An 11,672-nucleotide genomic window follows, 5' to 3' on the forward strand; every position below is an offset into this window, starting at 1 on the left:
CAGGACGAACGAAACGTGAGACGCGCGCCGGCACGGCGTGCCGCGGCGCGCGACGAATGCGGGAATTATACGGATAACCGGCGCGGATAACCGGCGCAAACGACCGGCGCAAACGACCGGCGCAAACGACCGGCGCGTGCGAAGCGCGGCATGCGCCGCGCGGCGTCAGCCGTACAGCAGGTTCTCGACGAGCTGCACCCAGTGCACGACGGGCACCGGCGTGCCGCTTTGCAGATGCGCGATGCAGCCGATGTTCGCCGATACGATCATCTGCGGCTCGGTCGCCTGCAGCTTCGCGAGCTTCTGCTTGCGCAGCTTGTACGCGAGCGACGGCTGCGTGAGCGAGTAGGTGCCCGCCGAGCCGCAGCACAGATGGCTGTCGGCGGGCAGCCGCACTTCGATGCCGAGCGCCTCCAGCAGCCGCTCGACCTTGCCGCGCAACTGCTGGCCGTGCTGCAGCGTGCACGGCGGATGGTAGGCGACCGTGTGGATCGCGCGCCGGCGCGTGAGCGCGATCAGCTCGGCTTCGAAGCCGCCGAGCAGCTCCGACAGGTCCTTCGTCAGCTCGACGATGCGGCGCGCCTTGTCCGCGTACGCCGGATCGCCGCGCAGCAGGTGCGCGTACTCGCGCACCGTCGCGCCGCAGCCGGACGCGTTCATCACGATCGCCTCGACGCCGCGCTCGACGTGCGGCCACCACGCGTCGATGTTGCGGCGCGCGTCGTCGAGCGCCTCGTCGTGATAGCCGAGGTGCAGCCGGATCGCGCCGCAGCATCCGGCTTCCGGCGCGACCACGGTCTCGATGCCGAGCGCGTCGAGCACGCGCGCGGTCGCGATGTTGATGTTCGGCATCATCGACGGCTGCACGCAGCCCGCGAGCATCAGCACGCGGCGCTCGCGCGGCGTGCTCGGCCACGCGAGCAGGCGCGCGCGCGGCGGCACCTTGTCGCGCAGCCGCTTCGGCAGCAACGGCCGCACGTGCTGGCCGAGCCGCATCACGGGCGCGAACACGGCGGCGTTCGGCACGAAGCTCGCGAGCAGGCGCCGCACGATCCGCTGCGACAGCGGCCGCGACACCTTCGTCTCGATGACCTTGCGCCCGATGTCGACGAGCCGGCCGTATTCGACGCCCGACGGGCAGGTCGTCTCGCAACTGCGGCACGTGAGGCAGCGGTCGAGATGCTGCTGCGTGCTGCGCGTCACCTCCGCGCCCTCGAGCATCTGCTTGATCAGGTAGATGCGTCCGCGCGGGCCGTCGAGCTCGTCGCCGAGCAACTGGTAGGTCGGGCAGGTCGCGGTGCAGAAGCCGCAGTGCACGCACCTGCGCAGGATCGCGTCGGCGTCGTCGCCGTCGGGCGTATGGCGGATGAAATCGGCGAGGTTCGTCTGCATCGCGCTTTAGAGATCGGGGTAGAGCCGGCCGCGGTTGAAGATGCGCGCCGGATCGAACGCCGTCTTCAGGCCGCGATGGATTTTCATCAGCGGCGCGGGCAGCGGCGTGAACACGCCCGCGCTCCTGTCGTAGCTTTTGCTCGCGCGAAAGAGCGTCGCGTGACCGCCCGCCTGCTTCGCGCTCATGCGCACCGTCTGCGCGTCGGCGTCGGTGATCCACCAGCGCTGCGCGCCGCCCCATTCCATCATCTGCGTGCCGGGCAGTTGCATCGGCTCGGTGATCGACGGCAGCGACAGCCGCCAGAGCGCGTGGCCCGGCGCGAGCGACGAGAAGAACGGGTCGTTCTGCTCGCGCACGCCTTCCCAGAAGCGCTCGGCCTCGACCGCGTCGACGGCTTCGCCGCCGAGCGCGTTCTTCGCGCTCTTCACGGCCGCTTCCGCGCCCGACAGGCGCAGCACGAGCGTGCCGTAGCGCCACGCGCTCGCGGACAGTGGAAACGGGCGGCCCGCCCATTCGTTGAGCTTGCGCACCGCGTCGGTCGCGCTCATGTCGAACTTCAGCGTGACCTCGGCGGCGGGGACGGGCAGCACCTTGATCGACAGCTCGAGCATCAATCCGAGCGTGCCGAGCGAGCCCGCCATCAGCCGCGACACGTCGTAGCCCGCGACGTTCTTCACGACCTGCCCGCCGAAGCGCAGCATGTCGCCGCGGCCGTTCAGGATCGTCACGCCGAGCACGAAGTCGCGCGGCGCGCCCGTCGTCGCGCGGCGCGGGCCGGCGAGGCCCGCCGCCACCGCGCCGCCGAGCGTCGCGCCGCGCCCGAAATGCGGCGGCTCGAACGGCAGCATCTGGCCGCGCTCGGCGAGCGTCGCCTCGAGTTCGGCGAGCGACGTGCCCGCGCGCGCGGTGACGACGAGCTCGGCCGGGTCGTACGACACGATGCCGTGATGCGCGCGCGTATCGAGAATTTCCCCGTCGAGCGTTTGGCCGTACCAGTCCTTCGTGCCGCCGCCGCGTATGCGCAGCGCGCGGCCGCTCGCCGCGGCGTCGCGGATGCGCGCGGCCCAGCCTGCGACGATGTCGTCCTCTTCCATGACGTTGTGTTTCGCTGTTCGTTCCGGTCGATTTTACCGGGGTGGCGCGATCGCACAGTCGGGCCGAACCCCTAAGCTCCCCTCGGGCCGCACGGCGGCGTCAGAAGCGCGGCAGGTCCGGACGCGGCAGCAGCCCGCCGCGCACGTGCATCCGGCCGTATTCGGCGCAGCGCGCGCGGGTTGGAATCCCCTTGTCCGGATTCAGCAGCTCGGGCGGATCGAACGCGCGCTTGACCGCGAAGAACGCATCGCACTCTTCGCGCGAGAACTGCACGCACATCGAGTTCAGCTTCTCGACGCCGACGCCGTGCTCGCCCGTCACCGTGCCGCCGAATTCGACGCAGCTCTCGAGGATCTCTGCGCCGAACGCCTCCGCGCGGTGCAGCTCGTCGGCGTCGTTCGCGTTGAACAGGATGAGCGGGTGCATGTTGCCGTCGCCCGCGTGGAACACGTTGATGCAGCGCAGCCCGTACTTCGCCTCCATCTGCTCGATGCGCGCGAGGAGCGGCCCGATCGCGCGGCGCGGCACCGTGCCGTCCATGCAGTAATAGTCGGGAGAAATGCGGCCCGCGGCCGGGAACGCGTTCTTGCGGCCCGACCAGAAGCGCAGCCGCTCGGCCTCGCTGCGCGACACCTGGATGCGCGTCGCGCCGTGCTCGCGCAGCACCGCGGTCATCCGCACGATTTCCTCGGCGACTTCCTCCTGCGTGCCGTCCGATTCGCACAACAGGATCGCGGCCGCGTCGAGGTCGTAGCCCGCGTGCGTGAACGCCTCGACCGCCTGCGTCGCCGGCTTGTCCATCATTTCGAGGCCGGCCGGAATGATGCCCGACGCGATGATCGCGGCGACCGCCTCGCCGCCCTTCACGACGTCGTCGAAGCTCGCCATCACGAGCTGCGCGCACTGCGGCTTCGGGATCAGGCGAACCGTGACCTCGGTGACGACGATGAACATGCCTTCGCTGCCGATCGTGACGGCGAGCAGGTCGAGGCCGGGCGTGTCGGGCGCGAGCGAGCCGAACTCGACGATCTCGCCGTCGATCGTCACGCCGCGCACGCGCAGCACGTTGTGGCACGTGAGCCCGTACTTCAGGCAATGGACGCCGCCCGAGTTCTCGGACACGTTGCCGCCGATCGTGCACGCGATCTGCGACGAAGGATCGGGCGCGTAGTAGAGGCCGTACGGCGCGGCGGCCTCGGAGATCGCGAGATTGCGCACGCCGGGCTGAACGGTCGCCGTGCGTGCATAGGAATCGACTTCGACGATCCGCGTGAAGCGCGCGAGCGACAGCACGACGCCGTGCCCGATCGGCAGCGCGCCGCCCGACAGGCTCGTGCCCGCGCCGCGCGGCACGATGGGCACGTCCATGCGCCGGCAGATCTGCACGATCCGCTGCACCTGCGATTCGGTCTCCGGCAGCGCGACCGCGAGCGGCAGCCGGCGGTATGCGGAGAGCGCATCGCATTCGTACGCGGCCGTGTCCTCGTCGCGATGCAGCAGGCAATGGGTCGGCAGCACGGCCATCAGCGCCTGCACGACTTCGCGCTGGCGCTGCGCGCGCAGATCGGCCGACAGTTCGGCGGGGGCGTTCATGTCTGCTCCTGTTGCGCGACGCGCGGCGCGCGGCGCGTGGTCGTTCGATCTCGTCGCCGGCGTCGTCGTTTTCATGCGTCGATCGTGAAGATCTTGCCGGGGTTCATCAGGTTGTGCGGATCGAGCGCGCGCTTGATCGCGCGCATCGCGTCGACCGCGTTCTCGCCGTGCTCGGCCGCGAGAAAGCGCATCTTGTGCAGCCCGACGCCGTGCTCGCCCGTGCAGGTGCCGCCCATGCGCAGCGCGCGCTCGACGATCCGGTCGTTGAGCGCCTCGGCTTCGGCGAGCTCCTCGGGCTTCGCCGGATCGACGAGGATCGCGACGTGGAAGTTGCCGTCGCCGACGTGACCGACGATCGGGCACGGCAGCGACGACGCGTTCAGGTCGGCTTCGGTTTCCCCGACGCACGCGGCGAGCTGCGAGATCGGCACGCAGACGTCGGTCGTCACCGCGCGGCAGCCGGGCTTCAGTTGCAGCATCGAGAAATACGCGTGGTGGCGCGCGGACCAGAGGCGCGTGCGATCCTCGGGGCGCGTCGCCCATTCGAAGCCCAGGCCGCCGTTCTGCCCGGCGAGCGCCTCGACTTGCTGCGCCTGCTCGCGCACGCCCGATTCGGTGCCGTGGAATTCGAAGAAGAGCGTCGGCGCCTCGGCGAGCCCGAGCTGCGCGTTGCGATTGATCGCGCGCACGGCGAGCGCGTCGACGAACTCGACGCGCGCGATCGGCACGCCGATCTGGATCGTCTCGATCACGGTGCGCGCGGCGGCGCTCATCGACGGAAAAGCGCACACGGCGGCCGACACGGCCTCGGGCAGCGGATGCAGGCGCAGCGTGATTTCGGTGATCACGCCGAGCGTGCCTTCGGAGCCGACGAAAAGACGCGTGAGATCGTAGCCCGCCGCCGACTTGCGCGCGCGCGTGCCCGTCTTCACGACGCGGCCGTCCGCGAGCACGGCGGTGAGGCCGAGCACGTTCTCGCGCATCGTGCCGTAGCGCACCGCGTTCGTGCCCGACGCGCGGGTCGCGGTCATCCCGCCGATGCTCGCGTCCGCTCCGGGGTCGATCGGGAAGAAGAGGCCGGTGTCGCGCAGCGCGTCGTTCAGCGCGCGGCGCGTGAGCCCGGGCTCGACGGTCGCGGTCAGATCGTCGGCTTCGATCGACAGCACGCGGTTCATCTCCGACAGATCGAGCGACACGCCGCCGCGCACCGCGAGCAGATGGCCTTCGAGCGACGAGCCGACGCCATACGGGATCAGCGGCACGTCGTGCCGCGCGCAGAGGAGGACGGCGTCGCGCACGTCGTCGGCCGTGTGCGCGAACACGACGGCGTCGGGCAGTTGCGGGTCGAACGGCGATTCGTCGCGGCCGTGATGGGCGCGCACCGCCTGCGCGACCGACAGGCGCGCGCCGAACCGGGCGGCGAGCGCGTCGACGAAGGCGGCGGGAAGCGGGCGATGCGGCGGGGCGGGGTGGTTCACGCGGGTCTCCTTGGAGGCGATCTTTATGGCACGCGCCGCGGCGAGGCGGACCGGATCATTCTACGCCCGAATGGATGCGCGCCGCCCCGGACGCGGCTGCGATAATAGGGATTTCACCGACGCGGCGCGCGCCGCCGCCAACGACGGGAGGCACAATGGGCAAGCGCTTGAGCAAGATCGCGACCCGCACGGGCGACGACGGCACGACGGGCCTCGGCGACGGCAGCCGCGTGCGCAAGGACGACGCGCGGATCGCGGCGATCGGCGACGTCGACGAACTGAATTCGCAACTCGGCGTGCTGCTCGCCGAGCCGCTGCCGGACGACGTCCGCGCGGCGCTTTCGACGATCCAGCACGATCTGTTCGATCTGGGCGGCGAGCTCTGCATTCCGGGGCGCGCGGCGATCACCGACGCGCATCTCGCGCGTCTGGACGACTGGCTCGCGCACTACAACGGGCAACTGCCGCCGCTCGATGAATTCATCCTGCCGGGCGGCGCGCGCGGCGCGGCGCTTGCGCACGTGTGCCGGACCGTCTGCCGGCGCGCGGAGCGCTCGATCGTCGCGCTCGGCGCGCACGAGCCGCTCAACGCGCCGCCGCGCCGCTACGTGAACCGGCTGTCGGATCTGCTGTTCGTGCTCGCGCGGGTGCTGAACCGCGCGGCGGGCGGCGCCGACGTGCTGTGGGACCGCGCGCGCGCGCAATGAACGCGTTGATGCGCATCATTGCAATCGCAGGCCCGTTGTGGCGAGGTGCGACAATTTGACCGCCGGGCGCGCGTCCATAAAGATGTATCGTCTTCGAATGTTTAACGGAGGAATACTTTCATGACGCAGATGACTGCCGAGCAAATGGCCCGAGTGAAAGCGACCGCCCCGGTTCTCGCGGAGCACGGCACGACGATCACGAAGCATTTTTATCAGCGGATGTTCGGGCGTCACCCCGAGCTGAAGAACGTCTTCAACCAGACGCACCAGAAGACGGGCAGCCAGCCGGAGACGCTCGCGAAGGCGGTCTACGCGTACGCGGCGAACATCGACAACCTCGGCGCGCTCGGCGGCGCCGTGTCGCGGATCGCGCACAAGCACGCGAGCCTGAACATCCGGCCGGAGCACTATCCGATCGTGGGCGAGAACCTGCTCGCGTCGATCGTCGAGGTGCTCGGCGACGCGGTGGACGCGGACACGCTCGAAGCGTGGCGCATCGCGTACGGCCAGCTCGCGACGATCCTGATCGGCGCGGAGGCGAACCTGTACGAGAGCGCCGCGTGGAGCGGCTTCCGTCCGTTCAAGGTCGCGCAGAAGGTGCGCGAGAGCGACGAGATCACGTCTTTTTACCTGACGCCCGCCGACGGCGGCGTGGCGCCCGGGTTCGAGCCGGGCCAGTACGTGTCGGTGAAGCGCTTCGTCGGCGACATGGGCGTCGATCAGCCGCGCCAGTACAGTCTGTCCGACGCGCCGCACGGCAAATGGCTGCGCATCTCGGTCAAGCGCGAAGCGGGGCGCAGCGAGCAAGTGCCGGCGGGCAAGGTGTCGACGCTGATGCACGATGGCGTCGACGCCGATTCGATCGTCGAAGTCACCGCGCCGATGGGCGACTTCACGCTGAACCGAAACGCGTCGACGCCTGTCGTGCTGATTTCGGGCGGCGTCGGGATCACGCCGATGATGTCGATGGCGTCGACGCTCGTCGCGTCGGGCAGCGAGCGCGAAGTGCGGTTCCTGCACGCATGCCGGTCGGCGAGCGTGCACGCGTTCCGCGACTGGCTGAACGACACGACGGACGCGCATCCGAACGTGAAGCGCGCGGTGTTCTACGAGGAAGTCGGCCCGAACGACCGCGCCGGCGTCGATCACGACTACGAAGGCCGGATCACGCCGGCCGCGCTCGAGCGCCACGCGCTCGTGCCGGACGCCGACTACTACGTCTGCGGGCCGATCGCGTTCATGAAGCAGCAACGCGATGCGCTCGTCGCGCTCGGCGTCGCGCCGGAGCGCGTGCAGACGGAAATCTTCGGTTCGGGCGCGCTCGAATGACGAAACATCGGCGAACGACGCACGTTCGCTGAAGCGAAACGAAAAAGCCCGGCGCGATGCGTCGGGTTTTTTGCTGGGCAGTGCTCGCCCGGGACCGAGCCGGAGTCAGGCCGGCTCTGGACGGCCTGCTCGTGGCGCACGGGGCTGCGCTTCGCCGCGCGCTCAGTTGCCGCTGCCGCGCGCGACGCGCCGCGCCTTCACCGCGTCGGCGAGCCCTTCGAGCACCTTCACGCTGTCGTCCCAGTTGATGCACGCGTCGGTGATGCTCTGGCCGTACGTGAGCGGGCAGCCGTCCTTCAGGTCCTGGCGGCCTTCGACGAGGTGCGACTCGACCATCACGCCGACGATGCGCTCGTCGCCCGCCGCGAGCTGGCGGCCGATGTCCGCGCACACGGGAATCTGGTTCTCGTGCTTCTTCGAGCTGTTCGCGTGGCTTGCATCGATCATCAGGCGCGCGGCGAGGCCCGACTTGCCGATGTCCGCGCACGCGATGTTCACGCTGTTGGCGTCGTAGTTCGGCGTCTTGCCGCCGCGCAGGATCACGTGGCAGTCCTCGTTGCCGGCCGTCGACACGATCGCCGAGTGGCCGCCCTTCGTCACCGACAGGAAATGGTGCGGCTGCGACGCGGCCTTGATTGCATCGACCGCGATCTTCACGTTGCCGTCGGTGCCGTTCTTGAAGCCGACCGGGCACGACAGCCCCGACGCGAGCTCGCGGTGCACCTGCGACTCGGTCGTGCGCGCGCCGATCGCGCCCCACGAGATCAGATCGGCGATGTACTGCGGGCTGATCATGTCGAGGTACTCGGTGCCGGCGGGCAGCCCCATTTCGTTGATCTGCAGCAGCAGCTCGCGCGCGGTGCGCAGGCCGTCGTTGATCTTGAAGCTGTTGTCGAGGTGCGGATCGTTGATGAGCCCCTTCCAGCCGACCGTCGTGCGCGGCTTCTCGAAGTACACGCGCATCACGATCTCGAGCTCGTCCGCAAAGCGCTCGCGCTCCTTGACGAGCCGGCCCGCGTATTCGAGCGCCGCCTTCGTGTCGTGGATCGAGCACGGCCCGATGACGACGATCAGGCGATCGTCCATCCCGTGCAGGATCCGGTGCATCGCCTGGCGCGCGTTGTAGATGAGCTCCGACACCGCCTCGCTGAGCGCGAATTCGCGGATCAGGTGAGCGGGCGGAGTCAGCTCCTTCAGTTCTCGGATGCGGACGTCGTCGGTATTGTGCGGGGGCATGCTTGAGTTCTCCGGTTCGGTGCGCCGCCCGGCTGCGTGCGCGGGGCGGCTGGCTGTTCAATTCGACAAATCGGTGATTCGGGAAAGCCGGTGGTTCGGCCCGTCAGCCGCGCGTGCGAACCGGCGGGACGAAAAAAAACCGCCGGGTTCGCCGGCGGTTTTTCGGGAATTCGGTTGCGCTTCGCGCGCCATCACCCCTCTCGATCCGCCAGCGGCCTGAGATACCAAAAAAAGTAAAAGTAAAACTTTGCGGACATGGCGAAAATGCGGTGCGTCAATGTGAAGCGATGCAAGAAAGAGATTTATACCCGGTCGGCCGCTGGCTTGCAATCCTGCGACGCTGAAAATGCGGACAACCCGCGCGATGCAAGCGATTCGCGCGAATTGTCTGCGTCGCGATGCGGCAATGCCGCATTACGACGCGGTGCCGCCGACCGTCATGTTGTCGAGCCGCAGCGTCGGCTGGCCGACCCCGACGGGCACGCTCTGGCCCTCCTTGCCGCAGACGCCGACGCCCGTATCGAGCCGCATGTCGTTGCCGATCATGCTCACGTACTTGAGCGATTCCGGGCCGCTGCCGATCAGCGTCGCGCCCTTGACCGGATACGTGACCTTGCCGTTCTCGATCATGTACGCCTCGGACGCCGAGAACACGAACTTGCCGTTCGTGATGTCGACCTGGCCGCCGCCGAAGTTCACCGCGTAGAGGCCGTGCTCGACCGATTCGATGATCTCCCGCGGGTCCTTGTCGCCGTTGAGCATGTACGTGTTCGTCATGCGCGGCATCGGCAGCGCCGCGTACGATTCGCGCCGTGCGTTGCCGGTGACGGGCATCTTCATCAGCCGCGCGTTCAGCGTGTCCTGGATGTAGCCCTTCAGGACCCCGTCCTCGATGAGCGTCGTGCACTGCGTCGGGTTGCCTTCGTCGTCGATGTTGAGCGACCCGCGGCGGTTCGGCAGCGTGCCGTCGTCGACGACGGTCACGCCCTTGGCCGCGACCTGCTCGCCGATGCGGCCCGCGAACGCCGACGAGCCCTTGCGGTTGAAGTCGCCCTCGAGCCCGTGGCCGATCGCCTCGTGCAGCAGCACGCCCGGCCAGCCCGGCCCGAGCACGACCGTCATCGCGCCCGCGGGCGCGGGGCGCGCGTCGAGATTGACGAGCGCCGCGTGCACCGCGTCGTCGACGTAGCGCGCGAGCACGTCGTCGGTGAAGTAGCCGTAGTCGAAGCGGCCGCCGCCGCCGCCCGAGCCGATCTCGCGGCGGCCGTTCTGCTCGGCGATCACCGTCACCGACACGCGCACGAGCGGGCGGATGTCCGCCGCGAGCGCGCCGTCGCTGCGCGCGACGAGCACGACGTCGTATTCGCCGGCGAGCCCCGCCATCACCTGCGTGATCCGCGGGTCGCGGCCGCGCGCCATCTGCTCGACGCGCTCGAGGAGCTTCACCTTCGCGGTTGCGTCGAGGGACGCGAGCGGATCGGCGGGCAGGTACAGGTCGCGGCCCGAGATGCCCTTCAACGAAGAAGCCGCGCGGATCTTCTGCTTGCCGCCGCCCGCGGCGGCGATCGCCTTCGTCGCGGCGGCCGCCTGGCGGATCGCGTCGGGCGACAGGTCGTCCGAATACGCGAACGCCGTGCGCTCGCCCGCGACCGCGCGCACGCCGACGCCCTGGTCGATGCTGAAGCTGCCCGACTTGACGATGCCTTCCTCGAGGCTCCACGCCTCGCTGCGGGTTGCCTGGAAGTACAGGTCCGCGTAGTCGACGCGATGCGTGAAGATGTCGGCGAGCGTGCGCGTGAGAAGGCTTTCGTCGAGGCCGTACGGCGTGAGCAGGATGTCCTTCGCGAGCGCGAGATTGTGGACGCCGGGTTCGATGATGTTCATGCGGATTCGGGAATTCTCAATTTCTGAAACGGTTGTCGGACGCGCTTTCCTTTTTCCGGTCGGACGGCCGGATGGATCGCGGCGGCCGTTTTTCAAGGGCGAAGGCGGCCGGGCGCTCATTCGAGCACACGGTGCCGCCACGCGGGCAGGCTCCGCCGCACGTCGGCGATCCGCGCGGGATCGATCTCGCCCGCGACGACGCCCGCGCCTTCGTCGCGCACCGCGACGATCTCGCCCCACGGGTCGACGAGCATGCTGTGGCCCCACGTGCGGCGGCCGTTCTCGTGCTGGCCGCCTTGCGCGGCGGCGAGCACGTAGCACTGGTTCTCGACCGCGCGGGCGCGCAACAGCGTCTCCCAGTGCGCGCGGCCCGTTGTGTACGTGAACGCCGACGGCACGACGATCATCGCGCAGTCCCCCATTCGCCGGTACAGCTCCGGAAAGCGCAGATCGTAGCAGACCGACAGCCCGACCCGGCCGAACGGCGCGTCGAACGTGCGCACCGCGTCGCCCGGACGGATCGTGCGCGCCTCGTCGAACGACTCGTCGTCCTTCTCGAAGTTGAACAGGTGGATCTTGTCGTAGCGGGCGGCCTCGCGGCCCTGCGGATCGAACACGAGCGTCGTGTTCAGCACGCGCGAAGGCTCGGGCGCCGAGAGCGGCAGCGTGCCGCCGATCACCCAGACGCCGTGCGCCTTCGCGCGCCCGGCGAGAAAGCGCTGGATCGGGCCGTCCTGGTAGGCTTCCGCGAGCGCGAGCTTGTCGGTGTCCTGGTGGCCCATGAAGCAGAAGTATTCGGGCAGCAGCACGAGCCGCACGCCCGCGCCCGCCGCGTCGGCGATCAGCCGGCCGGCTTCGGCGAGATTGCGCTCGCGATCGGGCGTGCTGACCATCTGCAGCGCGGCGACCCGGAACGGCGAGGCTGAGGCATGGCGATCGGTCATGACGGGTTGGGTA

At 69.3% G+C, this 11,672-nt stretch carries 10 protein-coding genes and 1 pseudogene; 3 read left to right on the forward strand and 8 right to left on the reverse strand.

The window, feature by feature from the left end:
- Nucleotides 1–165 precede the first annotated feature (165 nt).
- The 4 genes from glcF to AQ610_RS03695 form a co-directional block, all read right to left on the reverse strand.
- A complete protein-coding gene (gene glcF / locus AQ610_RS03680; protein WP_006025346.1) occupies nucleotides 166–1,392 on the reverse strand; it encodes a glycolate oxidase subunit GlcF in 1,227 nt (408 codons plus the stop codon).
- Between the two features lie 6 nt (nucleotides 1,393–1,398).
- Nucleotides 1,399–2,487, reverse strand: coding sequence for a glycolate oxidase subunit GlcE (gene glcE / locus AQ610_RS03685; protein ID WP_006025347.1), 1,089 nt, complete (start codon nucleotides 2,485–2,487; stop codon nucleotides 1,399–1,401).
- A 100-nt stretch (nucleotides 2,488–2,587) separates the two neighbouring features.
- Nucleotides 2,588–4,081: an FAD-linked oxidase C-terminal domain-containing protein gene (locus AQ610_RS03690; protein ID WP_009913510.1), complete on the reverse strand. Its 1,494-nt coding sequence runs from the start codon at nucleotides 4,079–4,081 to the stop codon at nucleotides 2,588–2,590.
- 71 nt (nucleotides 4,082–4,152) lie between these two features.
- On the reverse strand, nucleotides 4,153–5,559 hold the full coding sequence (locus AQ610_RS03695; protein ID WP_006025349.1) for an FAD-binding oxidoreductase: 1,407 nt from the start codon (nucleotides 5,557–5,559) through the stop codon (nucleotides 4,153–4,155).
- Between the two features lie 155 nt (nucleotides 5,560–5,714).
- On the opposite strand from AQ610_RS03695, the gene AQ610_RS03700 reads away from it, so the two are divergent.
- Entirely contained in the window at nucleotides 5,715–6,266 is a 552-nt protein-coding gene (locus AQ610_RS03700) for a cob(I)yrinic acid a,c-diamide adenosyltransferase (protein ID WP_006025351.1), read from the forward strand.
- Between the two features lie 120 nt (nucleotides 6,267–6,386).
- Nucleotides 6,387–7,595 (forward strand): NO-inducible flavohemoprotein, encoded by a 1,209-nt coding sequence (gene hmpA, locus AQ610_RS03705; protein WP_009913509.1) that lies wholly within the window; start codon nucleotides 6,387–6,389, stop codon nucleotides 7,593–7,595.
- Between the two features lie 162 nt (nucleotides 7,596–7,757).
- On the opposite strand, the gene aroG is transcribed toward hmpA, so the two are convergent.
- Nucleotides 7,758–8,831: a 3-deoxy-7-phosphoheptulonate synthase AroG gene (gene aroG, locus AQ610_RS03710; RefSeq protein WP_006025353.1), complete on the reverse strand. Its 1,074-nt coding sequence runs from the start codon at nucleotides 8,829–8,831 to the stop codon at nucleotides 7,758–7,760.
- On the opposite strand from aroG, the gene AQ610_RS36725 reads away from it, so the two are divergent.
- A complete protein-coding gene (locus AQ610_RS36725) occupies nucleotides 8,830–9,051 on the forward strand; it encodes a hypothetical protein (RefSeq protein ID WP_162486743.1) in 222 nt (73 codons plus the stop codon). The two genes, aroG and AQ610_RS36725, sit on opposite strands and share 2 nt — an antisense overlap.
- Here AQ610_RS36725 and AQ610_RS36730 read toward each other — a convergent pair.
- The 3 genes and pseudogenes from AQ610_RS36730 to AQ610_RS03720 all read right to left on the reverse strand — a co-directional run bounded on the left by AQ610_RS36730 (nucleotide 9,023) and on the right by AQ610_RS03720 (nucleotide 11,659).
- Nucleotides 9,023–9,246: pseudogene (locus tag AQ610_RS36730) on the reverse strand (hypothetical protein). The gene AQ610_RS36725 and the pseudogene AQ610_RS36730 overlap by 29 nt on opposite strands.
- Nucleotides 9,246–10,715, reverse strand: coding sequence for a metalloprotease TldD (tldD, locus tag AQ610_RS03715; protein WP_015601895.1), 1,470 nt, complete (start codon nucleotides 10,713–10,715; stop codon nucleotides 9,246–9,248). The pseudogene AQ610_RS36730 and the gene tldD overlap by 1 nt, the downstream one beginning before the upstream one ends.
- Nucleotides 10,716–10,831: 116 nt before the next feature.
- Nucleotides 10,832–11,659, reverse strand: coding sequence for a carbon-nitrogen hydrolase family protein (locus AQ610_RS03720; protein ID WP_009913506.1), 828 nt, complete (start codon nucleotides 11,657–11,659; stop codon nucleotides 10,832–10,834).
- Nucleotides 11,660–11,672: the final 13 nt, after the last annotated feature.

Source organism: Burkholderia humptydooensis, from assembly GCF_001513745.1.
Lineage (GTDB): Bacteria > Pseudomonadota > Gammaproteobacteria > Burkholderiales > Burkholderiaceae > Burkholderia > Burkholderia humptydooensis.